The sequence below is a fragment of the Enterobacter sp. 22499 genome (assembly GCF_052044815.1).
GTDB classification, from domain to species: Bacteria; Pseudomonadota; Gammaproteobacteria; order Enterobacterales; family Enterobacteriaceae; genus Enterobacter; species Enterobacter bugandensis.
In genome coordinates this window covers 30,622-56,468 of sequence record NZ_JBQENR010000003.1, presented here as the reverse complement: position 1 = coordinate 56,468, position 25,847 = coordinate 30,622, and the positions used below count along the sequence as shown (strand labels likewise).

Annotated in this window: 27 protein-coding genes; 5 read left to right on the top strand and 22 right to left on the bottom strand. The window is 59.6% G+C overall.

All coding sequences use genetic code 11. The annotated features are described in order from the left end of the window. Position 1: 1 nt before the first annotated feature. The 19 genes from ACTJI7_RS11430 to ACTJI7_RS11340 form a co-directional block, all read right to left on the bottom strand. Complete coding sequence (locus ACTJI7_RS11430) at positions 2-1,231, bottom strand: beta-ketoacyl-ACP synthase (protein ID WP_048960810.1); 1,230 nt, start codon at positions 1,229-1,231, stop codon at positions 2-4. Further along, complete coding sequence (locus tag ACTJI7_RS11425) at positions 1,228-1,959, bottom strand: 3-ketoacyl-ACP reductase FabG2 (RefSeq protein ID WP_028014712.1); 732 nt, start codon at positions 1,957-1,959, stop codon at positions 1,228-1,230. The genes ACTJI7_RS11430 and ACTJI7_RS11425 overlap by 4 nt, the downstream gene beginning before the upstream one ends. Beyond that, a complete protein-coding gene (locus tag ACTJI7_RS11420) occupies positions 1,956-2,429 on the bottom strand; it encodes an ApeP family dehydratase (RefSeq protein WP_045259387.1) in 474 nt (157 codons plus the stop codon). The genes ACTJI7_RS11425 and ACTJI7_RS11420 overlap by 4 nt, the downstream gene beginning before the upstream one ends. Then, entirely contained in the window at positions 2,426-3,595 is a 1,170-nt protein-coding gene (locus ACTJI7_RS11415; protein WP_063155489.1) for a beta-ketoacyl-[acyl-carrier-protein] synthase family protein, read from the bottom strand. The genes ACTJI7_RS11420 and ACTJI7_RS11415 overlap by 4 nt, the downstream gene beginning before the upstream one ends. A gap of 1 nt (position 3,596) precedes the next feature. After that, positions 3,597-4,175, bottom strand: coding sequence for a DUF3261 domain-containing protein (locus tag ACTJI7_RS11410; protein WP_049138150.1), 579 nt, complete (start codon positions 4,173-4,175; stop codon positions 3,597-3,599). After that, positions 4,172-6,496: an MMPL family transporter gene (locus ACTJI7_RS11405; protein WP_440670417.1), complete on the bottom strand. Its 2,325-nt coding sequence runs from the start codon at positions 6,494-6,496 to the stop codon at positions 4,172-4,174. Before ACTJI7_RS11405 ends, ACTJI7_RS11410 begins: the two co-directional genes overlap by 4 nt. Beyond that, complete coding sequence (locus ACTJI7_RS11400; RefSeq protein WP_045631452.1) at positions 6,465-7,070, bottom strand: outer membrane lipoprotein carrier protein LolA; 606 nt, start codon at positions 7,068-7,070, stop codon at positions 6,465-6,467. The genes ACTJI7_RS11405 and ACTJI7_RS11400 overlap by 32 nt, the downstream gene beginning before the upstream one ends. Beyond that, the gene (locus ACTJI7_RS11395; protein ID WP_045259382.1) at positions 7,067-7,489 is read right to left on the bottom strand and encodes an acyl-CoA thioesterase; all 423 of its coding nucleotides are present in this window, start codon (positions 7,487-7,489) and stop codon (positions 7,067-7,069) included. Before ACTJI7_RS11395 ends, ACTJI7_RS11400 begins: the two co-directional genes overlap by 4 nt. A 3-nt stretch (positions 7,490-7,492) precedes the next feature. Next, positions 7,493-9,184 carry a glycosyltransferase family 2 protein gene (locus tag ACTJI7_RS11390; RefSeq protein WP_063155491.1) on the bottom strand — a complete coding sequence of 564 codons (1,692 nt, stop codon included), beginning with the start codon at positions 9,182-9,184 and terminating at the stop codon, positions 7,493-7,495. After that, complete coding sequence (locus ACTJI7_RS11385) at positions 9,175-9,528, bottom strand: ApeI family dehydratase (protein WP_063155492.1); 354 nt, start codon at positions 9,526-9,528, stop codon at positions 9,175-9,177. The genes ACTJI7_RS11390 and ACTJI7_RS11385 overlap by 10 nt, the downstream gene beginning before the upstream one ends. Further along, positions 9,515-10,876, bottom strand: a complete 1,362-nt coding sequence (locus ACTJI7_RS11380) for an acyl-CoA synthetase (RefSeq protein ID WP_059355347.1) — start codon at positions 10,874-10,876, stop codon at positions 9,515-9,517. The genes ACTJI7_RS11385 and ACTJI7_RS11380 overlap by 14 nt, the downstream gene beginning before the upstream one ends. Next, a complete protein-coding gene (locus ACTJI7_RS11375; protein ID WP_063155493.1) occupies positions 10,869-11,456 on the bottom strand; it encodes a hypothetical protein in 588 nt (195 codons plus the stop codon). Before ACTJI7_RS11375 ends, ACTJI7_RS11380 begins: the two co-directional genes overlap by 8 nt. Before the next feature lie 6 nt (positions 11,457-11,462). Continuing rightward, positions 11,463-11,714, bottom strand: a complete 252-nt coding sequence (locus ACTJI7_RS11370; RefSeq protein WP_024908875.1) for an acyl carrier protein — start codon at positions 11,712-11,714, stop codon at positions 11,463-11,465. A gap of 10 nt (positions 11,715-11,724) precedes the next feature. Then, positions 11,725-11,982: a phosphopantetheine-binding protein gene (locus tag ACTJI7_RS11365; protein WP_028014701.1), complete on the bottom strand. Its 258-nt coding sequence runs from the start codon at positions 11,980-11,982 to the stop codon at positions 11,725-11,727. Continuing rightward, positions 11,963-12,778 carry a lysophospholipid acyltransferase family protein gene (locus ACTJI7_RS11360; RefSeq protein WP_063155494.1) on the bottom strand — a complete coding sequence of 272 codons (816 nt, stop codon included), beginning with the start codon at positions 12,776-12,778 and terminating at the stop codon, positions 11,963-11,965. The genes ACTJI7_RS11365 and ACTJI7_RS11360 overlap by 20 nt, the downstream gene beginning before the upstream one ends. Beyond that, positions 12,775-13,497, bottom strand: coding sequence for a beta-ketoacyl synthase chain length factor (locus ACTJI7_RS11355; protein ID WP_063155495.1), 723 nt, complete (start codon positions 13,495-13,497; stop codon positions 12,775-12,777). Before ACTJI7_RS11355 ends, ACTJI7_RS11360 begins: the two co-directional genes overlap by 4 nt. 47 nt (positions 13,498-13,544) lie before the next feature. Then, positions 13,545-14,609: a class I SAM-dependent methyltransferase gene (locus ACTJI7_RS11350; RefSeq protein ID WP_048998999.1), complete on the bottom strand. Its 1,065-nt coding sequence runs from the start codon at positions 14,607-14,609 to the stop codon at positions 13,545-13,547. 68 nt (positions 14,610-14,677) lie between these two features. Continuing rightward, positions 14,678-15,067: a hypothetical protein gene (locus tag ACTJI7_RS11345; protein WP_028014697.1), complete on the bottom strand. Its 390-nt coding sequence runs from the start codon at positions 15,065-15,067 to the stop codon at positions 14,678-14,680. Between the two features lie 321 nt (positions 15,068-15,388). Next, positions 15,389-16,438 (bottom strand): AI-2E family transporter, encoded by a 1,050-nt coding sequence (locus ACTJI7_RS11340; RefSeq protein WP_041911893.1) that lies wholly within the window; start codon positions 16,436-16,438, stop codon positions 15,389-15,391. A gap of 145 nt (positions 16,439-16,583) precedes the next feature. Here ACTJI7_RS11340 and ACTJI7_RS11335 point away from each other — a divergent pair, with 145 nt between their 5' ends. Then, the gene (locus ACTJI7_RS11335) at positions 16,584-17,801 is read left to right on the top strand and encodes an MFS transporter (protein WP_041911894.1); all 1,218 of its coding nucleotides are present in this window, start codon (positions 16,584-16,586) and stop codon (positions 17,799-17,801) included. A gap of 4 nt (positions 17,802-17,805) precedes the next feature. Here the strand turns inward: ACTJI7_RS11335 and ACTJI7_RS11330 are convergent, their stop codons facing one another. After that, on the bottom strand, positions 17,806-18,363 hold the full coding sequence (locus ACTJI7_RS11330) for a DcrB family lipoprotein (RefSeq protein WP_028014694.1): 558 nt from the start codon (positions 18,361-18,363) through the stop codon (positions 17,806-17,808). 72 nt (positions 18,364-18,435) lie between these two features. Further along, positions 18,436-19,101: a 7-cyano-7-deazaguanine/7-aminomethyl-7-deazaguanine transporter gene (locus ACTJI7_RS11325; RefSeq protein WP_028014693.1), complete on the bottom strand. Its 666-nt coding sequence runs from the start codon at positions 19,099-19,101 to the stop codon at positions 18,436-18,438. 167 nt (positions 19,102-19,268) lie between these two features. On the opposite strand from ACTJI7_RS11325, the gene tusA reads away from it, so the two are divergent. Further along, complete coding sequence (gene tusA, locus ACTJI7_RS11320) at positions 19,269-19,511, top strand: sulfurtransferase TusA (RefSeq protein WP_008503071.1); 243 nt, start codon at positions 19,269-19,271, stop codon at positions 19,509-19,511. A gap of 64 nt (positions 19,512-19,575) precedes the next feature. Here the strand turns inward: tusA and yhgN are convergent, their stop codons facing one another. Then, entirely contained in the window at positions 19,576-20,169 is a 594-nt protein-coding gene (gene yhgN, locus ACTJI7_RS11315) for an NAAT family transporter YhgN (protein WP_003861574.1), read from the bottom strand. A gap of 177 nt (positions 20,170-20,346) precedes the next feature. On the opposite strand from yhgN, the gene asd reads away from it, so the two are divergent. The 3 genes from asd (at position 20,347) to glgX (ending at position 25,846) form a co-directional block, all read left to right on the top strand. Next, positions 20,347-21,450 (top strand): aspartate-semialdehyde dehydrogenase, encoded by a 1,104-nt coding sequence (asd, locus tag ACTJI7_RS11310; protein WP_022649649.1) that lies wholly within the window; start codon positions 20,347-20,349, stop codon positions 21,448-21,450. Between the two features lie 239 nt (positions 21,451-21,689). After that, entirely contained in the window at positions 21,690-23,876 is a 2,187-nt protein-coding gene (gene glgB, locus ACTJI7_RS11305; RefSeq protein WP_045259374.1) for a 1,4-alpha-glucan branching enzyme, read from the top strand. After that, positions 23,873-25,846 (top strand): glycogen debranching protein GlgX, encoded by a 1,974-nt coding sequence (gene glgX / locus ACTJI7_RS11300; RefSeq protein ID WP_028014691.1) that lies wholly within the window; start codon positions 23,873-23,875, stop codon positions 25,844-25,846. Before glgB ends, glgX begins: the two co-directional genes overlap by 4 nt. Position 25,847: the final 1 nt, after the last annotated feature.

Here is a 25,847-nt window from a genome sequence, read left to right as displayed (position 1 = left end):
GTTACGCCCAGCGTTTAATGATAATCGAGGTATTGATGCCGCCAAACGCGAAGTTATTGCTCTGCAGATACTCGCAGTCAATCTGACGGGCTTCTCCCATAATATAATCTAAAGCCCCGCATTGCTCATCCGGCTGCGTTAAATTGAGCGTCGGGGCAAACCAGCCTTCGCGCATCATCTGCAGGCTCATCCACGCTTCCAGCGCGCCGCAGGCCCCCAGCGTGTGGCCAAAATAGCTCTTCAGCGAGGAAACCGGCACGCTGTCACCGTAGATGGCGGCCGTGGCCTGGCTTTCGGCGATATCGCCGCGGTCGGTGGCGGTACCGTGCGCGGAGATATACCCCATATCCCGGGCGCTTAACCCCGCCATCGCCAGCGACTGCTCCATGCAAATCTGCATGGTGTCACGCTGCGGCTGGGTGATATGGGCCGCGTCACAGTTGGTGGCAAAGCCCACGATCTCACCGTAGATGGTGGCCCCGCGCGCTCTGGCGTGCTCAAGCTCCTCCAGAATCAGGGTGCCTGCGCCTTCCCCAATCACCAGACCATCGCGCTGCGTATCGAACGGCGAGGGGGTGGTTTTGGGTTCGTCGTTGCGCTGGCTGGTGGCAAACAGCGTGTCAAACACCGCCGCTTCAGACGGACAAAGCTCTTCCGCGCCCCCCGCGACCATCACGGTCTGATACCCGTGGCGAATTGCCTCCCAGGCGTAGCCAATCGCCTGGCTGCCGGAGGTACAGGCGCTCGACGTTGGGATCACGCGGCCACGTAGTCCAAAGAACAGGCCGGTATTCACCGCGGTGGTGTGCGGCATCATCTGGACGTAGGTTGTCCCGGTGATGTTATTGGTGTGCTTTTCGGTAAGCATGGTCGCGAATTCGCTGACCGGGCCGGTGCTGCCTGTTGAAGAACCGTAGGCGATGCCGGTTTGCCCGTTGGTGAGCACCGCTTCGCCAATCAGCCCCGCCTGCTCCAGCGCCAGCTCGGTGGCGCGGGTCGACATCAGCGACACGCGGCCCATGGCGCGAATACGCTTGCGGGTATAGTGTTCCGGCAGCGTGAAATCGTCGATCGGCGCGCCCAGCAGGGTGTGCAGGCCATCATAAACCTGCCATTCCGGCATTTTACGCACGGCGTTTTCATACGCCAGCAGCCGGCTGGAAACGGACTGCCAGTTCTCGCCAAAGGCGGTGACGCCGCCCATGCCCGTAATCACCACGCGACGCGTCATAGCATTCCTCCGTTAATCGAAATGACCTGGCGGGTGACATAGCCCGCGATATCCGACATCAGATAGCTTGCCAGCCCGGCGACCTCCTCAGCCTGGCCCATACGTTTCATTGGGATAATGGACATCGCTTCCTTCAGCGCGGCCTCCTCCATCTCAATCATGCCGGTATCAATCAGCCCTGGCGCAATGCAGTTCACGGTGATTTTGCGTTTTGCCAGCTCGATCGCCAGCGCTTTGGTGGCACCGATAATGCCCGCTTTGGCCGCGCTGTAGTTCACCTGGCCGCGGTTGCCCATCACGCCGGAGACGGAGGATAAGGTAATAATGCGCCCGCCCTGACGGGTGCCGATCATGGGCATAATGCAGGGGTGTATGACGTTATAAAAACTGTCGAGATTGGTGTGGATCACGCTGTCCCAGTCGTCTTCACTCAGTGCCGGAAAAGCGCCATCGCGGGTAATTCCGGCGTTGCTGACCACGCCATACCATGCGCCATGGGCATCAATTTCCTGTTCAAGCACTTCACGGCACTGCTCGCGGTTGCCTACGTCAAACGAGAGTAAACGGCCGCTGCCGCCCGCCTGCGTGATGGCGTCCAGCGTCTCCTGCGCGCCTGCGGCATCACGATGGTAATGCACGCCGACGGTGAACCCGTCAGCGGCAAGCTGGCGGGCGATGGCGCGACCAATGCCTTTGCTGGCCCCTGTGACCAGTACGGAACGACTCATGCGTGGGATCCCTGATTAAAAAGCGATGTTAATTCTTCTGCAGTCGGCTGGAAGGTATTGACCCGGCCCGTGGCCAGCGTCTCTTCACCTGCGCAAATCGTGCATTCAAAACTGCCGAAGCGTTCGTCCTGCATCAGCAGCTTAACGGTAATGTCCAGCGTTAAGCCTTTGGCGAAACGCCCGCTGGCGCAGACCAGCTCGCGCGCACCGAGCACCATGCCCAGCGCGATATGTTCCTGCCCCTGCTGCTGACGATGCCAGCCCGACCAGACGCCAACGGTCTGCGCCATTAGCTCGAGCGCGTACCAGCCCGGCAGGTCGCCATCGGCATTGAGAAACGGCGCCAGCACGCTTTGCCTGTCAACCGCCACGCGGCAGACCGCCATGTCATCCGTCACATTTTCAACGGACCCCAGCAGCATCATGGGCGCATCGTGCGGCAAATAGGCTTCGGGTGATAGATAGCTCATGACGTTCTCCCCAGCAGAATGCTGGCGTTATTGCCGCCAAACGCGAACGAGTTAGACAAAATCACCGGCTTTTTCAGGGCGGTGCTCTGGTGCAGCAGGCCGCACGGCGCCAGCGTCTCGTCCGGAGCGTAGCGGGAAAAATCCTGCGGCGGCAAGGGCAGATCGCGCGTCAGGATAAGCCAGCTCAAAGCCGCTTCGGTAATGCCGGCAGCGCCCAGCGTGTGGCCGGTAAGGTGTTTGGTTGAACTGCACGGCACGCTTTCTCCGAAGAGATCGTGAACCACCTGTGATTCAATCTGATCGTTGAGCGGCGTGGCCGTGCCGTGCAGGTTGATGTAGCCGATGTCGTCCGGCTGCATGCCCGCTTCGCTGAGCGCCTGAGTGATAGCCCTTATCGCCCCGTCGCCCTGCGGATGCGGGGCGGAAATATGGTACGCATCGCTGGATTCGCCCGTGCCGAGCAGCGCCACGTCCGCGGGTTCCCGGCTTAATACCATCAGCGCCGCCGCTTCACCGATGGTGATCCCCCGGCGGTCCCGGCCAAACGGCTCGCAGAGCGTGGGGGAGAAGGATTCAAGACTGTTAAAGCCGTTCACGGGCATCCGGCTCAGGGTGTCTGCTCCGCCGACAATGGCGATATCCACCAGCCCGGCTTCGATCAGGCGTTTGCCGCCGATCATCGCCCGCGCGCTGGAGGAGCAGGCGGTGGAGATCGTATAGGCCGGGCCTTCAAGCTGCAGCCAGTTGGCGAGAAAGCGGGACGGATCGCCCAGCTCCTGCTGCGGATACTGCCAGCGCGTGCTGGTCTCGCCATCGGTCATGAGACGCACGTGCTCATCGCCTTCATCCAGCCCGGAGGTGCTGGTTCCCAGCACCACGGCCACGCGGTCGCGACCAACACGGGCGATGGCCTCGTCGACGGCGGGCTGAATCTGCGCCAGCGCGGCCAGCAGCAGCTGGTTGTTGCGGGTGCGGTGTGCAGAGAAGGTGTCCGGGATGAGCGGCAGTTCGCCTTCCACCCCGCCCAGTACCGCTTCGGGCATTCCCTGCAGCCAGCCGGTCCGGGCGTGCATGCCCGGCGCCACGCCCGCAGCCAGGTTGGCGGCAATTTCATCAGGCGAGTTGCCCAGCGCGTTGACCATGCCAACAGCGGATATATAAATCATCTCAGTCACCCAGATATTGAATGGTGATGTGGTATTTGAATACGTGTTGCTCGATGCTGATCGGCTCGCGCTTGCCTTTGCGCTGGAGGTAGACAATCTCCGTCACCAGCTTGCCGCTGGCGTTGCGCAGCTCGCGCCGATCGCCATTGTCCGTTAACGTCCAGCCCTTCGGCAACTGCGGCTGCCAGGCGCTAATCGGCCAGTGGCTGAGCATCACGTCGGCCAGCACCTGGCTGGCGGGCGGCAGCTGCGGCACGACGATCGACTGCTCGGTATGAATACCGCTCTCGTCGTACGTTGCCAGGAACAGGCGAATGCCCACGGAAGAGAGGCCGGCCAGCGTGACCTTATGCGCATCCGCGTTGAGCATCACCAGCAGGGACTGCGTTTGCCCGTTAAAGCTGCCGGTCAGCAGCTGCTGGGAGCTTACCGCCGGGCTGATGCCGGGCGGCGGCAGAGTGACTTTGGTGCCAGGCTGAAGCCAGGCCTGAGGCCGCGTCTCTTTGGTATCGGTCGAATGGCTGCAGCCTGCCAGCAGCAACACCGCGGCCAGCGCGACGGCGCGATAAACAGCGTTCATTTACGTTTTCTCTCTTTCTTATCCGGCATCGCCAGCGGTGCCAGCAGGAAGGCGGTGAAAATACCGCTCACCAGCACAATACCAAAGCTGCTGATAGCCTGGGTGGCGCTGAAGACGAGCATGCCCAGCGTCAGCAGGGTGGTCATCATGGCCAGGGTAATCGCCAGCATCGAAGTCAGCGGCGTACCGCGCGGGTTGCTGAAGAACAGCGTGTAGTTAATGCCAATGCCGAGCACCAGTACCAGCGCCAGCAGTGAAAACAGATTTACCGGGTGGCCCGTTGCGGCCAGCGCGGCCAGCCCGCAGCTCAGCGACAGTGCGGACGGCACCAGGCTGATCAGCCCTTTGCGCCAGCCGAGGCGCAGCATCGCCCCGCAGGCAATCACCGCCAGCGCCGCAAACAGTAGCCCCGTCAGCAGCGTGCGGTAGAGGGCAAACAGGCTGTCAAAGCTGGCCTTGCGGTCCACCCAGACGACGCCGTCATGGCGCGCGGCCAGCTCACCGAGCGCCGCGCTGTTTTTTGCGCCGTCCACCGGCACGAGCACGCCGCTTTCCCCATCGGGCAGGGTCAGCCAGAGCAGGCGCCAGCCCTCGCTGGCCGGACTTTCAAGCCACGCGTCCACGCTGACCGGCATGGCGTCCAGATTGGGGGAAACGGCGTTGAGCCCTGCGCTTTTCAGCACGTTCGTCACCGCAGGCGCGGCGTTCCGCAGTAGCGCAAGGTCGCTTTTCTGGCGGGCCAGCGAGTTCAGCGGCAGGGTGCGCCAGCGGGTGAGATCCCCCGCCTTTTGCGCCTCGGCCAGCGCGGGAGTAAAGGCTTCCAGCCGCTCCAGCGTTTGCTGGGGAGAAGCGCCGTGCACCACAAACCATTTATGATCGACGCTTTGGCCGGTCAGGGCGGTAATGGTTTTCTCCTGCGCCAGAATATCTTTCGGCAGCGCCTGCAGCTGGGCGATGTCGTCGTCCACCTTCAGGGTGCTCATTCCCACGGCGGAGAGCAGCGCCAGCGCGACGGGCAGACCAACGGACAGTTTTTTACTGCGTCGCCAGGCGGCCAGCCAGCGCAACATCAGGACCATAAAGGGAACCGGGCGCACCGGCAAACCCCGGCACAGCCACGGATGCCAGAAAATCACCGTCAGGCAGGAGGCGCTCAGCCCCGTCGCGGCAAATACCGCCATCTGGCGGATCCCGGGGAAGGGGGCCAGCATCATAATCAGGTAGGCGGCGACGGTCGTCAGCAGCGCCAGCAGCAGCGCATTGCGCACTTTGGCCAGGCTTTGCCAGGGAGAGAGCTCAGCGCCGTGCACCATCCGTTCGGTCAGGTAGTAAAGCGTATAGTCGGCCGAAATACCGATGATGCTCATGCTCATCACCAGCGTCATCAGGTGCAGTTCGCCAAAGAGCAGCAGCGTCACCACCGTGCCCGCCAGCGCGCCGATGGCAATGGAGAGCACGCTCAGCAGCAGCGGGCGCAGAGAGCGGAACACCGCCACGATCAGCAGGAACACCCCAAGCAGGGTGGCGATGCCCAGCGTTGAGACGTCACGTTTAGCCTGCTGGCTGGCATAATCGCTGTAGAACACCGTCCCGCGCGAAAGCAGCTGCGCCTGCGGGTAACGCGCTTTCAGCGTCTGTTGCAGCGCGTTAAGCGTCGTCACGAGCCGGTGGGTCTGCTGCATATCAAATGATGAGCCCGCCAGTTCGCCGTGCAGCAGATACCAGTAGTTTCCCGCTTCATCTTGCGTGACCAGCCAGCCGTCCATCAGCCGCAGCTTCTGGCCGTTTTGCGCCAGGGCGAGCTGCGAGCCGCGCATCAGCATCAGCGGATCGTTTTGCAGCTCTTTACCGCTGACGCCGGAGAAGGCGGAGTAGAGCTGGGATAAAATCCACTGCGCCTGCGCTTCTCCGCCGTTTTGCAGGCGGGCGCGGGTGGCCGGATCAATCAGCCCGTTGCGGTGCTGCCAGAAGAATTCTCCCCAGGCCTTTTGCCCGGCGGCGTCCATCGGGCCTTTGACCTCGCGGAGCGCGTCGCTGCCGTGCAGCAGTTCAAGCCACTGCTGCGCCACGCGCGGATCGGGTTCTTTGCCGGGGCTGACCAGCCAGACCAGCTGGCGGTCGAGACGCTGCATAAACCCGTCGTTGAGCGCCGGAGGGATCGCCCCCAGCGTCTGCTTCGGCAGCATGGCCAGCACGCTGCTGTTCAGCCGCGCGCCGGGCAGCAGCGACAGCAGCACGCCCAGCATAACCAGACATACCGTGGCCCACAGCAGTGCCGGGCGCAGGGATTTACGGTGCGGCAAAGCGTTGGCGTTCGTCATCGGTCAGGCTGGCGGGCGTCAGTTGGTGGTTTGAAAGGGCGATATCGGTACGGTCGCCCTGCCTGTCGTTCAGGCGGATCGTCTCAAGATAGGTCGCGCCGCCCAGATCGAGGGTGGCGAAAATCTTGTCCAGCGGCGTCGTTTTTGGGGTAAGCACCAGCGACCAGCGGCCCGCGCCCAGGTCTTTAAAATCGATGCGGAAGTTCTCTTCCAGCACCTTGCGGTCGGCCTGGAACAGGGCCCGCAGCAGGTGGTTGAACTGGAACATCTGCGGATTATTGTCGGCGGTGATGGTCTGCGGCGGCTGGCCGTTGATCGCCTGAACCATCCGCTTGTCGTCCAGCAGCAGCGTCATCGGAAACGGCGCTTTTTGATCCCACAGCAGGCCGCTGTCGCGGGCGATCAGCATCTCGCCCTGCGAGCGCAGCGGCTGTGGCATATCTTTTATCGTGCGGACCTGTTCGAAGTGCGCGCGCACCACGGGCTGCTCGGTGAAACGCTGCTGCAGTTCATCCAGCGTCACGGCGCTGACCAGCGGGCTGACGATCAGCGCCAGCAAAGGCAACCATTTCATGGCGTGACTCCCATACGTTCAAACAGTACTGCCGGACTGACAAAGCACATTTCGCGGGTGGCTTCTTCTACCGCTACCTGGATGGTGTAGCCGGTGGTGGTGCGTTTGCCGCTCTGCGCATCGAAAATTTGATAGGCAATGCGCAGGCGGTTTTCATACTCTTCAATCTGCGCGCGAACGCGAATGCGCTGCTCAAAGGTCACCGCATCGCGGTATTTCACCCGCGTGTCGACAACGGGCCAGACGTAGCCGGAGGCTTTCATCTGGCGATAGCCATAGTCAAACTGATTGAGCAGCGCCTCGCGGGCGATCTCAAAGTAGCGAAAATAGTTGCCGTGCCAGACCACGCCCATCATATCGACGTCGTGGAACGGAACGGTGATCTCAACTTCAGTCGTAAAGCGGGGATCGGTCAGCACCCTTTACTCCTTCTCTCTGGACTCTGGCAGATGCCAGAAATCGAAAAAATTAAACCAGTCGAGCGGCGACATCAGGGCGTAATGCTCCAGCCGCTGCGCGTAGCGATCGACGGTAGCCTGCAGCGCCTGCTGGCGTTCCCCGCGCGGCAGGATCAGCGGGTCGGCAAACGGCTCGCTGTGCAGGACGAGCTTACCCTGCTGGCGCAGGGCGAAAATCAACACCACCGGACAGCGCAGAATGGAGGCCAGGATAAACGGCCCCTGAGGGAACGGTGCGGGCTGGCCCATGAACGGGCTCCAGATCACCCGCCACTCGCCGCCACGCTGCGGGTTGACGGCGATGCGGTCGCCCACGATCGCGACCCATTCTCCGCGCTCAAGCTTCTCTTTGATGGCAATGGCGGTGTCCGGGCCGATGTCGGTGACCGACATCAAATTCACGCCGGCCTGGGGCGCCATTTCGCGCATAATTTGCTTAAAGCGCCGGGCGTTCTCGCTGAAGACCAGGGCGTTGATGGTTTTGCTGCCGTCCAACTGGGCCAGCGCCCGGCAGGCTTCTACGTCGCCAAGATGCGAGGCCAGCAGCAGCTTGCCCTGCGGCGCCGCGATATTAAGCGTTTCGCTCGCGCCGGGAGCAAAGACCACGTCGCGCTTAAACTTCAGCTCGCCGCGCCAGCTGGCGACTTTGTCCAGCATCGCGTTGCCGAAGCGCATGAAATGGAAAAAGCTGTTGAGACGTGCTGGAACAGGCATGTTCCGCTGCATCAGCACCTGCTTCACGCGTGCAATCCACTGCCGCGAAGCCTGCCGCGCCGGACGCGCGATCAGCCAGTAGACGCCGATCACCGGCCACAGCAGCACGGTAAACGCCCGCCGCCCCAGCAGCTGCCAGACGCGCAGCATCAGGCGCATGCCCCACAGGCCTTTAACCTCGTCCTGCTGCGCCCAGTGCTGGCCGCGTCGACGGAAGAGCAGGCCGGGAATGCGGGGCAGCATGCCGAAGAACAGCCGGGTATGCATCAGGGAGATCCGCACGTTATCTTTCAACGCGTCGAAGTGGGACAACCCGTCCTGCGGATAGGTCACGCGGGTGGGCAGAAAGACGCTGGTGTTACCCTGCCAGTAGAGACGGACCATCACTTCGGTGTCAAAATCCATCCGTTTACCGAGCGTTTCACGCGCGGCGAGCCGCAGCGTGGGCGAGACCGGGTAGACCCGAAAGCCGCACATGCTGTCTTTAAGCTGCAGGGATAAGGTCTCAATCCATACCCAGACGTGGGTGACCCAGCGCCCGTAGAGCCGCGAGCGCGGGATAGAATCATCGTAAACGGGCTGGCCGGAAATCAGCGCGTCCGGGTGGCGCTCCGCCAGCGCCAGCATTTTGGGAATATCTTCGATGGCATGCTGGCCGTCCGCGTCCACCTGCAGGGCGTGGGTATAGCCCGCACGCGCGCACTCCTCCAGCCCCCTGATGACCGCGGCACCTTTGCCGGCGTTTTGCGCCAGACGGACCAGCGTCATCTGCGGCTGCTCCGCCGCCAGCCGCTCAAGCTCCTGGCGGGTGGCGGCTTCGCTGCCGTCATCCACCACCAGGCACGGCAGGCCAAACGGCGAGAGGCGCGACAGCACGCTGGCCATCGTGGCGCCGTGGTTGTAGCACGGGATCAGCACGCAGGGGCGGAAGGTTACTGACATAGACGAATTTTCCCGCTGCTGGCGGTATGGCGTTCAGCCCCGTCATGACGCAGGTAGCTGAAGGTCAGCAGTTTGCGCCCGGCATGCCACTCAAGCACCAGCGTCACCGTGGTTTCCGGCAGCAGAGGCGCCTGGAACTTCACGTTTTGAATGCTGTGAAAGCGGTAGCCCGGTGCCAGTAAAGTCGTTGCGTAGTGCATCACCCAGTCAACCTGCGCAACGCCGGGCAGCAGCGGCTGTACGGCAAAATGGCCCTGAAACCAGAACAGAGAGGCGTCGAGATGCAACACGATCTCCAGCTTCTCCGGCTGTGCCTGATGGCGCTCGATTTCATGAATTTTCATGAAATAACTCCTCTAACTGCGCATAGACACGCTTGTTCATACTGTTTACCGGCATCTCATCGACAATGCGCCAGTAGCGTGGAACGGCGACCGGCTCAAGCCACGGCAGCAGGGCGCGTCGCCAGGCGAACTCCTGGGCTTTTTTATCCTGCAGATGCCAGCGCTGACGAACCGCCTCATCCAGCACCAGCAGGACGCCAATCCCCTGACGGCCCCCGCGCGTAACCGGCAGCGCAGCCGCCTCGCAAACGCCGTCAAGCTCCAGCAGGCGACGCTCAATCTCGTTAAGCGAGATGCGCTTTTCTTCAATTTTGACCACCCGTCCGCGACGACCGGCGATGCTAAACAGCCCCTCACTGTCGAAGTGGAGGATATCGTCCAGCTGGAGTCCTTCAGCCTCATGGATAAGTGGCGAAGTGACGCGGCAGGCGTCATCTTCCTGATGGAAGTTTACGCCGGGGAAGGGTAGCCACGGCAGGTTATCTTCCACGCGATGGCGCCAGGCGAGGATCCCGGTTTCGGTGCTGCCATAAATTTCGTCCGGCCAGATGTTAAGCCAGCCAACCGTGGTGGAGACGTCACGCCAGGGCAGCATTCCGCCCGCGGAAATCAGCATCCTGACGGGCGGCGCGGCCAGTTCGGTATCCAGGCGCTTCAGGAACGCAGGGCTGCTGATGAACAGGTAATGCCGGTCATGAGGAAGGGCGGCCAGCTGCTCTGCGTAGTAGAGCATCGCGGCATGCAGCGGCAGGCCCATCGCCATCGGCAGGACGATGCGAAATGTCAGGCCGTAGAGATGTTGCGGGACGACGGAGGCCACAACGCTACAGCCAGCCAGGCGTTCGCCGAAGCGGTCAGCCAGCAGGCGGGCTTCGCGATCCAGGCTGACGATGTGCTTAACCACCCGGCGCGGCGTTCCCGTGGAGCCGGAGGTGAACAGCTCGACGAAGCGGTTTTCGTTAATCTCCGGCAGGGGTACCCAGCGGGCGATCGTCTGGTGGCGGGAGGCTACCACAATCAGCTGCCCGTCGATATCGAGGGACCGATCGCTCAGGACGCCGCTAAACAGCGGCTGCTGCTCCTCAAGCAGCGAAACGCGGCTATGGCCGGGAATGACCGGCGTTTTACCGGCATGCAGCGAGGCCAGCAGCGCAACAATAAACAGGTAGCTGTTTTCAAAGCACAGCGCCCAGCGCTCGCCTTCCTGCTGACGCAGGGTGTCGACCAGTAACGTCACGTCGTGACGCAGCTGGCCCAGCGTCCAGGTACGATCGTCGAGCCAGGCAACGGGCGTGTCGTCAGGGCGGGGCGCGTTTAACCACTGGCCCAGCGGAAGGGGGTTATTCATTGTGTATCTCTTTTTTTATCACCCGCTGGCGCACCAGCCACTCTGCCGCCATCAGCGTCCCCATCAGGATGTAAGCCACCATACCGTTCCACAGCGTCCACAGATGCATGTCGCCGTGCAGGACGGTATACAGCGCCATCGCCCCGTTGCCGATGAAAAATCCGCACCAGACGAGGGTCACCCTGCGGGTATAGCGCACGCCCTCCGGCGGCAAATTTGGCTCACGTAAGCGCGCCAGGCGTTCGACCAGCGGCATCGCTGTCCAGAGCGAACCGCCGAACACGGCGAGCATCACAAGATTAACGACCACAGGGTAAAACAGCAGCCACTGGTGGGTTTTCAGCAGGTAGCTTGCCGCGCAGAGCGCGATCCCCGCCAGCGCCACGCACTGCACCACATACCGCATCGGGCCGGTGTTACGCCGCGCCTGGCGCAGCCGCAGCAGCAACAGCAGCGCCATCACCGGCAGCAGCCACGGCAGGCTGTTATGCGTCAGCCCAAATCCAATCAGGAAGGGCCACGCCAGCAGCATCAGCCCCGTCAGGAGTGGGATGACCGGGAACGTCCGTCCACCACGCACGGTGTCTTACTCTTCGCGCAGCAGCTGTTCGACGGCGTCTACCACATCCTGAACGGTACGAACCGATTTGAAGGTTTCCGGCTTGATTTTCTTACCGGTTTTCTTCTGCAGATGGACAATCATGTCCACCGCGTCAATGCTGTCCAGCTCCAGGTCTTCGTAAAGACGGGCTTCGGGCGTAATGTCCTGCGGGTCGATTTCAAAGAGTTTGGTCAGAAGGCCGCAGACTTCCTGATAAATGGTTTCTTGTTCGGTCATAGTTCACATCTCAGGCGCGTTGGGCGTGGATAAAGGACGCCAGGGTGGCGACGGAAAAGAAGTGCTGGCGCATCTCTTCGCTTTCGGCAGAAAGCACCACGCCATACTGGTTTTTCACCGCCAGACCCAGCTCCAGCGCGTCGATAGAGTCGAGACCCAGCCCGTCGCCAAACAGCGCGGCATCGGTATCAATATCCTCTGCGGTAAGCTCGTCCAGATTCAGCGTGGTGATAATGAGATTCTTAATTTCAAGATAAAGCGCTTGCATCATTAATTCCTGACAAAGATTGAAGGCCTGATGTTAATCGATGCTGCAGGTGCCGGTTTAACTGCCTTGCCGCCAGTGCCGGTTCTTGTTGCCTTGCATCGTAAAATTCGTCGATGTTCACGCGATCGCGCACATCGACGGTAAAGACAGGTTTTGCGGGCGGTACATCATACCAGCGGCTTTTTTTATCCAGCAGGTGCTCGCTGCAGTGGATGAGTACGATCCGCAGATCGCTGCGGCAGCGCACGGCGATATTTGCCGCGCCGCGCTGGAGGGACATCGCCTCACCTGGGCGGGTACGCGTCCCTTCCGGGAAGATTAACAGCGTGTCGCCCTGGGCCAGACGCTGCTGGCTGGCGGTGAGCAGGGGCTCGGCTTCGCTGTTAATCAGATAATCTGCCGCGCGGATAACGCCGCTGACAAACGGATTGCGCAGCAGCGCGCTTTTCACCAGACAGTCGGTTTCGGGCATTACCGACGCCAGAATCACGTAGTCAATTAACGTAGGGTGGTTAGCCACCACCAGGCAGCCCCGATCGCCGCGCAGGGCATCAAGATTGTGGATGCGATAGTCCAGCACCCCGGTGCCGCGGGCAACGGTTAAGAAGAAGCGGAAGCTGGCCGCGATGCTGCGGCGCGCCAGGCGACGGCGTTTGGCGCGATCGCGCTGGGCAATCAGCAGCAGGTTGAACCAGACCAGCGACAACAGCAGCCCGCCCGCGCCAAACAGCACGAAGCAGAATCCGGTCATGGCCAGACGCCATAGCCAGTTGATCCGGGCGGTCAGGCGGTTCATTGGCGCGCCCACTGCCACAGCAAACGTTCGCCGGGCACCACAAACTGTTGTTCCTCACGGAGATAGCGTTGCAGGAACATCAGGCTTTGCGGCAGGGCGGCTTCCTCGCCCGTGCTGCCGCTGCGGGTTTCGCACTGCCATTCGCTGCCGGCTTCAATCACCAGCGCCACCGCGTAAGGCCAGGTAGGCATCTGCGGCGGTAACGCCGGATGGTAAAATTCCGGCAGCGCGCCGTCAAAATCCACCAGCAGGACGCGGGAGTAGCCCGTATGCAGCAGGCTCAGCACTTCACACAGGGCCTGCTGGAAGGTGTCCAGCCCGGCGGAAATGGATGACGAGACAACAGGCTGGCGAGCGGCGATCGTGAGATTGCCCACCGCGGAATTGTGCACGGACATGGCGAAGTCGGTAGGCGAGACGGCCTGCCCGGTCGCCAGCGTATGCAGAATACGGTAATTGCGCTCCAGCTCGCCGTGGCGGCTGGAATAGACGACGGCGTCTATGGCGTGGCTTTGCAGCATGGCAAGACCAATATCCACCGCCAGCTTACTGCCTGAGTTAAGGCGGCGCGCGGTCATCATGGGTAACGCGGTCAGGCGGGGTAGAGGAGCCGTCGGGTCGATGGTCGACTGCAGGCGCGACCACGCCTGCCACTCTGCGGCATCGCTTAGTCCTGGCGCTCTTGCCTGCCAGTCAATAATGTTCAGTGAAAATTTCATCTACGCGCGTCCGCGGAATACCGTATTCAAAGGGCAGCCAGGCTGCGCTATTGTTCACGTTTGGTGCAAATTAACAGGGTATGACCTACCCCAAGGTTATCCAGCCGCTGTGCTATGCTGAAGCCCGCCCTTTCCAGGTAGTGATAAAACTTCTCTACGCTGTAAAACCGGCTATTGCCATTCGCCATACAGGTGAAATAGAGCGAGGTGGCATTCAGGCTGAAAGCCGCCGCTTCATATTTCTGGGCATCCCAGAAAAGCTCCATGATGCACAACCGTGCGCCAGGCTTCATGACCTCTGCGACGCGCGTCAGCATGGCGACAATCTGATCCGGAGAGAAACAGTCGAGGAACTGGCTCATCCACCAGACGTCGGCATCTCCCGGCAATGCCGACGGACTAAGCATATCGACAGCATGGAATCCAATACGATGAGAAAAACCTGCTTTTTCGATGTTTTCCTGCGCCAGCGCTATCTGCTGCGGGAGATCGAGGATCGTCACGGCAACATTGTCGTCATAGCGGCAGCAGCGTAACGACCATTTACCTGTATTTCCGCCCACATCGTACAATTTTGTCGGCGAGCTTGCGAATATATATGGCAACGCAGCGTCAAAAGCGGCGTCGGAATAGTAATGATCGAAGGCAAACCAGCTCTCTTTTGCCGGGGCAGGAAGCTGGGATAAAGCCGGATAGATGGTTGGCCAGTCGCCAAACACGGATAATCCAGTCGGTTTTTCTTTCTGCAGGGCATCGGCCAGATGAAATAACCCCTGGTAACAGACGTCCTGCGTGAAATCCATATTAACGCGGGTCATGGGATCGTGGAGTAAGAAATGGCCCACTTTCGCCAGGAAATAACGACCTTCTTTATAAGTAATTATCCGCCCGCTTAATCCCATGTCTAACAATACGCTGACGGCATAACTGCTCAGGGTACTGTTTTCGGTTATTTCGTCGAGGCTCGCCCCCTTATTACCCTGTTTATCGAGCCAGGCGAGAACGCCCGAGTTACGCAGACAAAGCGCGGTCTGAAATAACATCGGCGCAAAAGCGATGCGTTGCGCTTCGGTAATGGCATCCAGCGCGCTGAGCGTGTCCTTTTCGTACATTGTTGCGTAACCTTTCAGGGTAAGAAATGAGGTTATCGGGCCATGTCCGGCCCGACTTTAGAAAAATATTACAGCGCGGCACCCGCAGAAAGGTTCAGCTGAATATCATGGTCGAGGTTGTTCACCCAGCGGTTATAATTTTTGTGAATTTTACCGTCTGCCGCTTTCAGGTTCAGGCTGCTTTCGTAATTAATTGAATAACTTGTCGCAGAGTAGGGAATACGCACCTGGACCGAGTGATCGCGTGCCTGTAGACGGCCCTTAATCACGCCCGGGCCCGCTTCCGTCATGATCCAGTCACGCTTCTGGCCTGCTTTCAAAATGGCTGTTTTCACCTGATCGGCAGTATGACCGGCGCTCACGACAGAGTGAACCTGAGCAATAGGGGCGGTACGCGCACAGCCAGCCAGTGCGCCAACGAATACGGCGGCAGTGCACCATTTAACGAGCTTTTTCATCAACAACTCCATATCAATAATAACAATTAAAGGTAGTGTTTTTTACAAATAAGCATCACCAGGCTTAGGGATTAAGTCAGGTGTGTTTTAATCAATATTAATGTTTACATTACGTCGTCGCTAAGGCGGGGTATAATATCACGCAAAATAATTAATCATTCCGTTTTTTTTAATTTGCTTTAAGGGGGGTGTTGCATTTAAGCGAAATCTGGGTGAGTTGATAAAAAAACGGAAGGAATAAGCCTTAACGCAAATAAAAATACCGCGACGGTGAGCGTCGCGGTATTTGACGGTATAAACCCGTTTACACAGACAGATACATTACCCCGGCAACCGGCTTTTCGGCCGCCCCGGCCCAAGCAGGATCGCCAGCTTGCTGCCCCCTTTGGTGGTTTCCATCCAGATTTTACATACGCTGGTCAGCGGGACCGACAGCAGCATGCCGACAGGGCCCAGCAGCCATCCCCAAATCAGCAAGGATAAAAACACCACCAGCGTCGACATGCCCAGCCGGTGCCCCATCATGCGCGGTTCAAGAATGTTGCCCAGCACCATATGCACGACGAGGAACAGCGCTCCGACCAGCATACATTCGTAGAAACCGTTAAACAGAAACGCCTGAATCATCGGCGGCACGGCGGAAAGCACCGCGCCAATATTCGGCACGTAGTTCAGCAGAAACGCCAGCACCCCCCACATCAGCGCGAACTGAACATCCATCAGCATCAGCCCCAGCCAGACAATAATCCCGGTCCAGACGCTCAGCAGCGTTTTCAGCGCCAGATATTTGGAGACGCCCTTTAAGGCGCGGTGTAGGCCGGCAATGTGTATTTGCGGGTTATTTAAAGCAAAGCGCAGCTTATACGGAACATGGCGCACTTCGAACAGCATAAACACCACCGTCATGACCAGCAGCAAAATGCTGGCCATCGCGCCGGAAAGGCCGGTCATCAGCGTGGTGGCGTAGGTCATGACCTTCTCGGAATCCATCCTGCGCAGCATCCGTTCTGGCGAAATATGCAGGTTAAGAAAGGGCATCATCTCCTGCAGCGCGACGATTTTACGCGTCAGCTCTTTATTGTACTGCGGCAACATGGTGGAGAATTCGCTCAGCGATGCCGCCAGTACGCCGAAGAGCGCCGTCAGGCCAATCAGCATCACGATAACCACGATGGTGATGGCCACCGGGCGGCTCACGCCCCGGCGTAAAAACCAGGTCACCAGCGGATTGAGGACAATGGCAAAAAAGAGCGCCAGCAGGAGCTGGACGATAATGTCAGCGGCAGCATGTATACCCGCAAGGATAACCACCAGACAGGCGAGTTTTAATAAGATGTGGAGTCCTGCTTTATCAGGCTGGGGAGCTAACATGCGTGTTCCTTAGTAAGATGACCCGATAAGTGTAGTGCCTTAGGGCCGCTTCGTCTGGCACCGATAATCTGAAAGTCGGGGCTGATTTTCTTATTGCTCCGTGGTAATAGTGAAACACTGTTGCAAAAAATTCAGGTAGAACCCCATGCCAGAACCTGCCGCCGAACCGGCGCTGAGCGGATTGCGCCTCAATCTGCGCATTGTTTCCGTCGTTATCTTCAACTTTGCCAGCTATTTAACGATCGGCCTGCCGCTGGCGGTTCTGCCGGGCTACGTCCATGACGTGATGGGTTTTAGCGCGTTCTGGGCGGGGCTGGTCATCAGCCTGCAGTATTTCGCCACGCTCCTTAGCCGCCCGCACGCCGGGCGCTACGCCGACCTGTTCGGTCCCAAAAGCATTGTGGTAGTGGGATTGTGCGGCTGTTTCCTCAGTGGTCTGAGCTACCTGCTGGCTGCCGCTACCAGCCACTGGCCGCTGGTCAGCCTGGCGCTGCTTTGCCTGGGCCGCGTCATTCTCGGGATTGGGCAAAGCCTGGCAGGAACCGGCTCGACGCTATGGGGTGTGGGGGTTGTCGGTGCACCACACATTGGCCGGGTTATCTCGTGGAACGGGATCGTCACCTACGGGGCGATGGCGCTCGGCGCGCCGCTTGGCGTGGCCTGTTACGCCTTTGGCGGTCTGTATGGACTGTCGCTGACCATTATAGCGGTCGCGCTTGTGGCGATACTGTTTGCGCTGCCGCGCCCGAAGGTGAAGGCCAGCAAGGGCAAGCCGCTGCCGTTTCGGGCCGTGCTGGGGCGCGTCTGGCCGTACGGCATGGCGCTGGCCCTGGCGACCACCGGCTTCGGCGTCATTGCGACCTTCATTACCCTCTTTTATGACGCCAAAGGCTGGGAGGGCGCGGCCTTTGCGTTAACCCTCTTCAGCGGTGCGTTTGTTGGCGCACGCCTGCTTTTCCCGAACGGTATCAACCGTCTGGGCGGGCTGAACGTGGCGATGATCTGCTTTACGGTAGAGATTGTCGGGCTGCTGTTAACCGGCATCGCCAGCGCGCCCTGGATGGCGAAAATTGGCGTCTTCCTGGCGGGAGCCGGTTTCTCGCTGGTCTTCCCGGCGCTGGGCGTGGTGGCGGTTAAAGCGGTGCCGCAGCAGAATCAGGGGGCGGCGCTGGCGACCTATACGGTATTTATGGATATGTCTTTAGGCATAACCGGGCCGCTGGCGGGGCTGGTGATGGCCTGGGCGGGGGTACCGGTGATCTATCTTGCCGCGGCGGGTCTGGTGATAATTGCCCTGCTGCTGACGTGGCGGCTAAAAAAATGGCCCCCGGTGCAGGCACCGGAGGCCACGTCATCGTCGTGAAGGGTTACTGGATCACGATGGTGTTAATGATGTTTTCAGCAGCCGTCTGCGCTTTCTGCTGATCTTCCGCTGGCAGGGTGATCTGCAGGGTCAGCAGTTTGTTATCAACCTTACCCAGCACCACAGAAGACCAGGCGGTCTGGCCTTTCGCGGAGATGATGCTGTCCAGCTGCTGCAGCTTATGGCCTTTCAGCTCGATGGATTTATTGGTTACCACCTGCAGCTGCGGATCGCGGCCGCGCTGCTGATCTTCCAGACGTTTGGACAGGACGGCCAGGTCTTCGCTGGTGTCGTCGCCCACAATCACAATGACCGCTTTCTGGCCGGTTGCGTCGGAGTAAACGTGCATGTTATTCGCCTGGGTGCCCAGCTTGCCGCTCTGGTCAGTCATATCGGCTGGCAGAGAGAAACTGAGTTTGCCATCCATCAGATTCACCGGCTGACCGGTCGCGTTGCTTTCTGCGGATGCGCCCTGAGCAGGCGTTTTCGTGTCGCTGTTATCACAGGCTGCAAGACCCACAACCAGCAGGCCAATCCCGACATATTTAACCAGATTGCGCATTGACTTCTTCCTTTCGATAAACGGCCATAGCGGCTCATTCACCCATCTTATCACAACTGATAAAGCGAACCCTTAACCAGCCTGCAATGCCGTGATTTCAGATTTATCTGCCAGCCTTTTCAGCAGCATATTCAGCAGCACGCCGTACATCGGCAGGAAGAAAACAATGCTGATGAGCACCTTGAAGCAGTAGTCCACCAGCGCGATCTCCATCCAGTGCTCGGCCATAAAGGCATCCGGGCTGCGCCAGAAGGCGATGAAGAAGAAGGCCAGCGTATCGCTTACGTTGCCGAACAGCGTGGACGCGGTCGGCGCCATCCACCAGCGGTGATTCTGACGCAGGCGGTTAAACACGTGCACGTCGAGGATCTGCCCCAGCGCGTAGGCCATAAAGCTTGCCGCGGCGATACGGGCGACAAACAGGTTGAAGTGTGTCAGCGCCTCAAAGCCCTGCCAGCTTCCCATGTAAAACAGGGAGGAGATCACGTACGAGATGAACAGCGCCGGAAGCATGACCGCAAAGATAATGCGGCGTGCCAGCGGTGCGCCGAAGATACGCACGGTCAGATCGGTGGCGAGGAAAATAAACGGAAAGCTGAACGCGCCCCAGGTGGTATGAAAACCAAAAATGGAGATCGGGAGCTGTACCAGGTAGTTGCTGGAGGTGATCACCAGCAAATGGAAAAGCGAAAGCCAGAACAACGCTTTTACGCGCTGTGATTCAGAGAACTGCGTCATATTGTGACCTTTTTATACGTTGGGGTGAGGGAACCCAATAAAAACCGCAGCATGATACTGCTTTGGCTGGACATTGCAATGGTTAGTTTTTGCGCAATCGTTAACCTGGTTTGCATTGCCCGCGCCGGGGCGTAAACTACTGCCGTTTTTATCTGACCGAGAAGATCATGACCGACCTGTTTTCCAGCCCAGACCACACCCTTGATGCCCAGGGCCTTCGCTGCCCGGAGCCGGTAATGATGGTACGTAAGACCGTGCGTAACATGCAGACCGGTGAAACGCTGCTGATTATTGCCGACGATCCGGCCACCACGCGCGATATTCCCGGTTTTTGTACCTTTATGGAGCATGAACTGGTGGCGCAGCAGACCGAGGCGCTGCCGTATCGGTATTTGATTCGTAAGGGGTAGGTGGGCTGTCCTCTGCGGCCTGAAGCCCTCACCCCGGCCCTCTCCCACGGGGAGAGGGAGAAAGTCATCCTTTCATCCACGCCCTGATCCCGTCCAGGAACATCTGCGTCGCCATCATTACCAGAATCAGCCCCATCAGACGCTCCAGCGCGTTCACCCCTTTCTCACCCAGCAGGCGCAGGAACAGCGACGACTGCAGCAGAATAATAAATGTTCCGCCCCAGGCAATCAGCAGGGCAATGACCAGATGGCTCATCTGATTCGGATACTGATGCGACAGCAGCATCAGCGTCGCCAGAATGGTTGGCCCCGCGACGAGGGGAATCGCCAGCGGCACAATAAACGGCTCTTCGCCCGCGGGCAGGCCGCTGCTGCTGCCTTCGGCGCTCGGGAAGATCATCTTAATGGCAATCAGGAACAGAATAATCCCGCCGGAAATGGAGACCGTTTCGGCGCGCAGGTTCAGGAACGCGAGGATTTTTTCACCGGCAAACAGGAAGATAAACATCACCAGCAGGGCGATAAGCAGCTCGCGGATCATGATCGCCCGGCGGCGCTTCGGCTCGGTGTGCTTCAGCACCGACATGAAGATGGGCAGGTTGCCCAGTGGATCCATTATCAGGATCAATAAAACCGCTGCTGAAATGATTTCACTCATGTAAATTATCCCTGAAACTCTCTATGGTTATTATGATAATTAGCTGTATTTCTGATTGCCGGGCAATCATCGATTAATTTCGCTTGCGACTTTGGCAGCATTTTGTAATGTGAAGCATATCCCAGTTCAATACTGGCTTGCACAATCAGCACACACCCTCAGCAGGAAAAAAATGCTATGAAAAACGTTGGTTTCATCGGCTGGCGCGGTATGGTCGGCTCTGTACTCATGCAACGCATGGTTGAAGAGCGCGATTTCGACGCTATCCGCCCGGTCTTCTTCTCCACTTCCCAGCTCGGCCAGGCTGCTCCGTCCTTTGGTGGTACCACAGGCACGTTGCAGGACGCTTACGATCTGGAAGCGCTGAAGGCACTCGACATTATTGTGACCTGCCAGGGCGGCGATTATACCAACGAAATCTATCCAAAGCTGCGTGAAAGCGGCTGGCAGGGCTACTGGATTGACGCGGCCTCTTCACTGCGCATGAAAGACGATGCCATCATTATTCTCGACCCGGTTAACCAGGACGTCATCACCGACGGCCTGAACAACGGCGTGAAAACATTTGTTGGCGGTAACTGCACCGTCAGCCTGATGCTGATGTCCCTCGGCGGCCTGTTCGCGCAGGACCTGGTGGAGTGGGTCTCCGTGGCGACCTACCAGGCCGCGTCCGGCGGCGGCGCGCGCCACATGCGCGAGCTGCTGACCCAGATGGGCCAGCTGCACCAAAGCGTCGCGACCGAGCTGGCAAACCCGGCGTCCGCCATCCTCGACATCGAGCGCAAAGTCACTCAGTTGACCCGCAGTGGCGAGCTGCCGGTGGATAACTTCGGCGTACCGCTGGCCGGCGGTCTGATCCCGTGGATCGACAAACAGCTGGATAACGGCCAGACCCGCGAAGAGTGGAAGGGCCAGGCGGAGACCAACAAAATCCTCGCCACCGCGAATACCATTCCGGTTGACGGTCTGTGCGTGCGTATCGGCGCGCTGCGCTGCCACAGCCAGGCCTTCACCATTAAACTGAAAAAAGATGTGTCTATTCCGACCGTGGAAGAGCTGCTGGCCGCGCACAACCCGTGGGCGAAAGTGGTACCAAACGATCGCGATATCACCATGCGTGAACTGACCCCGGCTGCCGTTACCGGCACGCTGACCACGCCGGTTGGCCGCCTGCGCAAGCTGAACATGGGGCCGGAGTATCTCTCCGCGTTCACCGTCGGCGACCAGCTCCTGTGGGGGGCCGCCGAGCCGCTGCGCCGCATGCTGCGCCAGCTGGCGTAATAATTTGTTAAACACAGGGGGTGATTGTCACCCCCTTTTTTTGCGTACTACATGGAGTAAAACGCAGATGTCTTATTTTTTATCAGGAGGAACCACGACGTTGGCTATGCTTTAAGGAAGATTTATTTCTCACCTGAGGGTAGGGCGGAGCAGAGAGGATCAACTGCACCGTTTAGGTCACATTAAAAGTCGTCCCGGAGCGCGTAAAAAGGGCGACATAAAAAAACAGGATGAATACCATGTCCGATCGTATTTCGAGAGACGTGATTAATGCGCTTATTGCGGGTCATTTTGCCGACCCCTTTTCTGTGCTAGGGATGCACCGTACAGAGGCCGGACTGGAAGTTCGGGCGCTGTTGCCGGATGCGACAGAAGTGTGGGTTATTGAACCCAAAACCGGCCGCAAGGTGGGTAATCTGGAATGCCTCGACTCGCGCGGCTTTTTCTCGGGCGTCATGCCCCGCCGTAAAAACCCCTTTCGCTATCAGCTCGCCGTTATCTGGCATGGCCAGCAAAACCTGATTGACGATCCCTACAGCTTTGGGCCGCTCTTAAAAGAGATGGACGCCTGGCTGCTGTCCGAAGGGACCCATTTACGCCCTTACGAAACGCTGGGTGCCCACGCGGATACCATGGACGGTATCACCGGCACGCGCTTTGCCGTATGGGCGCCAAACGCCCAGCGCGTCTCCGTCGTTGGGCAGTTCAACTACTGGGACGGTCGCCGCCACCCGATGCGCCTGCGCCGTGAGACGGGCATCTGGGAGCTGTTTATCCCCGGGGCGCATAATGGCCAGCTCTACAAATTTGAGATGATCGACGCGCACGGCAAGCTGCGCATTAAAGCCGACCCGTACGCCTTTGAGGCGCAGATGCGCCCGGATACCGCATCGCTGATCTGCGGCCTGCCGGAGAAGGTCGTTCAGACCGAGGAGCGCAAGCAGGCCAACCGCTTTGATGCGCCGATCTCCGTTTACGAAGTGCATCTCGGCTCCTGGCGCCGCCACACCGATAACAACTTCTGGCTCAGCTACCGGGAGCTCGCCGACCAGCTGGTGCCGTACGCCAAATGGATGGGCTTTACCCACCTCGAACTGCTGCCGGTTAACGAGCACCCGTTCGACGGCAGCTGGGGCTATCAGCCCACCGGGCTGTATGCGCCCACGCGGCGCTTCGGCACGCGCGATGATTTCCGCTATTTCATTGATGCCGCGCACGCCGCCGGGCTGAACGTGATCCTCGACTGGGTCCCGGGCCATTTCCCGTCGGACGATTTTGCGCTGGCAGAGTTCGACGGCACGAAGCTGTACGAGCACAGCGACCCGCGCGAAGGCTATCACCAGGACTGGAACACGCTGATCTACAACTACGGTCGCCGTGAAGTGTCGAATTACCTGGTGGGGAATGCGCTGTACTGGATCGAACGCTTCGGCATTGATGCCCTGCGCGTGGATGCGGTGGCCTCGATGATCTACCGCGACTACAGCCGCAAAGAGGGGGAGTGGATCCCGAACGAGTATGGCGGCCGTGAAAACCTCGAAGCGATTGAATTTCTGCGCAACACCAACCGCATCATCGGCGAGCAGGTGGAAGGCGCCGTGACCATGGCGGAAGAGTCGACGGACTTTGCGGGCGTCTCCCGCCCTCCGTCATCAGGCGGCCTGGGGTTCTGGTACAAGTGGAACCTGGGCTGGATGCACGACACGCTCGACTACATGAAGCTCGACCCGGTTTATCGTCAGTATCACCACGATAAGCTCACCTTCGGGCTGCTCTACAACTACACCGAAAACTTCATGCTGCCGCTGTCGCATGATGAAGTGGTGCACGGCAAAAAATCCATTCTCGACCGCATGCCGGGCGACGCGTGGCAGAAGTTTGCCAACCTGCGCGCCTACTACGGCTGGATGTTTGCCTTCCCGGGCAAAAAGCTGCTGTTTATGGGCAATGAGTTCGCCCAGGGTCGCGAGTGGAACCACGACACCAGCCTCGACTGGCATCTGCTGGAGGGCGGCGACAACTGGCACCACGGCGTACAGCGTCTGGTGCGCGACCTGAACCTGACCTACCGCCACCACAAAGCGCTACACGAGCTGGACTTTGATCCGTACGGCTTTGAGTGGCTGGTGGTGGACGACCACGAGCGCTCGGTGTTTGTCTTTGTACGTCGCGATAAAGCGGGCAACGAGATTATCGTCGCCAGCAACTTTACGCCGGTGCCGCGCGAACACTACCGCTTCGGCATTAACCAGCCGGGCAAATGGCGCGAGATCCTGAATACCGATTCCATGCATTACCACGGCAGTAACGCCGGTAACGGCGGGCTGGTGCAGAGCGATGCGATTGAAAGCCACGGGCGTCCAAACTCCCTGAGCCTGACGCTGCCGCCGCTTGGCACCATCTGGCTGATGCGGGAGGGAGAATGACGCAGCTTACGGCAGGTAAACCCGAACCGCTCGGCGCGAGTTTTGACGGAAAGGGGGTGAACTTCACGCTCTTTTCTGCTCACGCGGAGCGGGTGGAGCTCTGCGTGTTCGACGGGGAGGGTAACGAGCACCGTTACGATTTACCGTCCCGCACGGGAGACATCTGGCACGGTTACCTGTCCGGCGGGCGTCCGGGAATGCACTACGGTTTTCGCGTACACGGCCCGTGGGAGCCTTCTCAGGGGCACTGGTTTAACCCGGCGAAGCTGCTGATTGACCCGTGCGCGCGCCGCGTGGACGGCGAGTTTAAAGACGACCCGCTGTTCCACGTCGGCTACGGCGAACCGGACCACCGCGACAGCGCGCCCGTCGCGCCGAAAAGCGCGGTGGTGCACGATCTCTACGACTGGGAAGACGATGCCCCGCCGCGCACGCCGTGGGGTAACACCGTCATCTATGAAGCGCACGTCAAAGGGCTGACCTACCTGCACCCGTCGATCCCCAAAGAGATGCGCGGCACCTACAAAGCGCTGGGGCATCCGACCATGGTCGCTTACCTGAAGCATTTGGGCATCACCGCGCTGGAGCTGCTTCCGGTGGCGCATTTCGCCAGCGAGCCGCGTCTTCAGCGCCTTGGGTTAAGCAACTACTGGGGCTACAACCCGCTGGCGATGTTCGCTCTCGACCCGCGCTACGCGGTGCATCCGGAGAAAGCGCGGGACGAGTTTCGCGACGCGGTGAAGGCACTCCACGCCGCGGGCATTGAGGTCATTCTGGACGTGGTGCTGAACCACAGTGCGGAAAGCGATCTTGACGGCCCGACGCTCTCACAGCGCGGAATCGATAACCGTAGCTATTATTGGATCAGGGAAGATGGCGATTACGAGAACTGGACCGGGTGCGGTAATACCCTCAACCTCAGCCATCCGGCCGTTACGCATTACGCGTACGAATGCCTGAAATACTGGGTAGAGACGTTCCACGTGGACGGTTTTCGTTTCGACCTGGCGCCGGTGATGGGGCGCACTCCAGCATTTAGCCAGCAGGCACCGCTGTTTGAGGCGATCAAAAACTGCCCGGTGCTCTCAACGGTGAAGCTCATCGCAGAGCCGTGGGACATCGGTGAAGGCGGTTATCAGGTGGGGAACTTCCCGCCGCTGTTTGCCGAGTGGAACGACCACTACCGCGATGCCATCCGCCGCTTCTGGCTGGCGCGCGATTTGTCGCTGGGCGAGTTCGCCGGACGCTTTGCCGGCTCCAGCGATCTCTTTAAGCGCGACGGAAAACGTCCGTCGGCCACCATCAACCTGGTGACGGCGCATGACGGTTTTACGCTGCGCGACTGCGTTTGTTTCAATCAGAAACACAATGAGGCCAACGGCGAAGAGAATCGCGATGGCACTAACAATAACCATAGCTTCAATCATGGTATAGAAGGGTTAGGCGGAAGTCTGGATGTGATCGAGCGGCGACGCGCCAGCGTTCATGCGCTGCTGACGACGCTTTTGCTGTCTCAGGGCACGCCGATGCTGCTGGCGGGCGACGAGCACGGCCACAGCCAGCACGGCAATAACAACGCCTATTGCCAGGACAATACCTTAACCTGGCTCGACTGGGGGGAGGCGAACAGCGGGTTGACCCATTTCACCGCGGCGCTGATCCACCTTCGCCAGCAGATCCCCGCCCTTACCGCCGACAGCTGGTGGGAAGAGGGCGACGGCAACGTTAGCTGGCTGAATAAAGACGCGCAGCCGTTGAGCGCGCAAGAGTGGCAACACGGCATCACCTGCCTGCAAATCCTGCTTTCGGATAAGTGGCTGGTGACGCTGAACGCGACGGACGACGTCGCAGAGATTGTTTTACCTGACGGGGAGTGGCGAGCTGTTCCCCCCTTTGCCGGAGCGGATAATCCGGTAGTAATGGCTGTCTGGCACGGGCCTGCGCACGGAGTGTGCGTATTCCAAAGATGAT

Coding starts and splice junctions, on each gene's coding strand:
- ACTJI7_RS11350 (WP_048998999.1), bottom strand. CDS start 14,609: ATGTACGAAAAGGACACGCTCAGCGCGCTGGATGCCATTACCGAAGCG.
- ACTJI7_RS11340 (WP_041911893.1), bottom strand. CDS start 16,438: ATGTTAGCTCCCCAGCCTGATAAAGCAGGACTCCACATCTTATTAAAA.
- tusA (WP_008503071.1), top strand. CDS start 19,269: ATGACCGACCTGTTTTCCAGCCCAGACCACACCCTTGATGCCCAGGGC.
- ACTJI7_RS11390 (WP_063155491.1), bottom strand. CDS start 9,184: ATGTCAGTAACCTTCCGCCCCTGCGTGCTGATCCCGTGCTACAACCAC.
- ACTJI7_RS11325 (WP_028014693.1), bottom strand. CDS start 19,101: ATGACGCAGTTCTCTGAATCACAGCGCGTAAAAGCGTTGTTCTGGCTT.
- ACTJI7_RS11335 (WP_041911894.1), top strand. CDS start 16,584: ATGCCAGAACCTGCCGCCGAACCGGCGCTGAGCGGATTGCGCCTCAAT.
- ACTJI7_RS11420 (WP_045259387.1), bottom strand. CDS start 2,429: ATGAGCTATCTATCACCCGAAGCCTATTTGCCGCACGATGCGCCCATG.
- asd (WP_022649649.1), top strand. CDS start 20,347: ATGAAAAACGTTGGTTTCATCGGCTGGCGCGGTATGGTCGGCTCTGTA.
- ACTJI7_RS11330 (WP_028014694.1), bottom strand. CDS start 18,363: ATGCGCAATCTGGTTAAATATGTCGGGATTGGCCTGCTGGTTGTGGGT.
- ACTJI7_RS11355 (WP_063155495.1), bottom strand. CDS start 13,497: ATGAAATTTTCACTGAACATTATTGACTGGCAGGCAAGAGCGCCAGGA.
- ACTJI7_RS11385 (WP_063155492.1), bottom strand. CDS start 9,528: ATGAAAATTCATGAAATCGAGCGCCATCAGGCACAGCCGGAGAAGCTG.
- ACTJI7_RS11410 (WP_049138150.1), bottom strand. CDS start 4,175: ATGAACGCTGTTTATCGCGCCGTCGCGCTGGCCGCGGTGTTGCTGCTG.
- ACTJI7_RS11345 (WP_028014697.1), bottom strand. CDS start 15,067: ATGAAAAAGCTCGTTAAATGGTGCACTGCCGCCGTATTCGTTGGCGCA.
- glgB (WP_045259374.1), top strand. CDS start 21,690: ATGTCCGATCGTATTTCGAGAGACGTGATTAATGCGCTTATTGCGGGT.
- ACTJI7_RS11430 (WP_048960810.1), bottom strand. CDS start 1,231: ATGACGCGTCGCGTGGTGATTACGGGCATGGGCGGCGTCACCGCCTTT.
- ACTJI7_RS11415 (WP_063155489.1), bottom strand. CDS start 3,595: ATGATTTATATATCCGCTGTTGGCATGGTCAACGCGCTGGGCAACTCG.
- ACTJI7_RS11370 (WP_024908875.1), bottom strand. CDS start 11,714: ATGACCGAACAAGAAACCATTTATCAGGAAGTCTGCGGCCTTCTGACC.
- ACTJI7_RS11365 (WP_028014701.1), bottom strand. CDS start 11,982: ATGCAAGCGCTTTATCTTGAAATTAAGAATCTCATTATCACCACGCTG.
- ACTJI7_RS11380 (WP_059355347.1), bottom strand. CDS start 10,876: ATGAATAACCCCCTTCCGCTGGGCCAGTGGTTAAACGCGCCCCGCCCT.
- ACTJI7_RS11400 (WP_045631452.1), bottom strand. CDS start 7,070: ATGAAATGGTTGCCTTTGCTGGCGCTGATCGTCAGCCCGCTGGTCAGC.
- ACTJI7_RS11405 (WP_440670417.1), bottom strand. CDS start 6,496: ATGACGAACGCCAACGCTTTGCCGCACCGTAAATCCCTGCGCCCGGCA.
- glgX (WP_028014691.1), top strand. CDS start 23,873: ATGACGCAGCTTACGGCAGGTAAACCCGAACCGCTCGGCGCGAGTTTT.
- ACTJI7_RS11360 (WP_063155494.1), bottom strand. CDS start 12,778: ATGAACCGCCTGACCGCCCGGATCAACTGGCTATGGCGTCTGGCCATG.
- ACTJI7_RS11425 (WP_028014712.1), bottom strand. CDS start 1,959: ATGAGTCGTTCCGTACTGGTCACAGGGGCCAGCAAAGGCATTGGTCGC.
- yhgN (WP_003861574.1), bottom strand. CDS start 20,169: ATGAGTGAAATCATTTCAGCAGCGGTTTTATTGATCCTGATAATGGAT.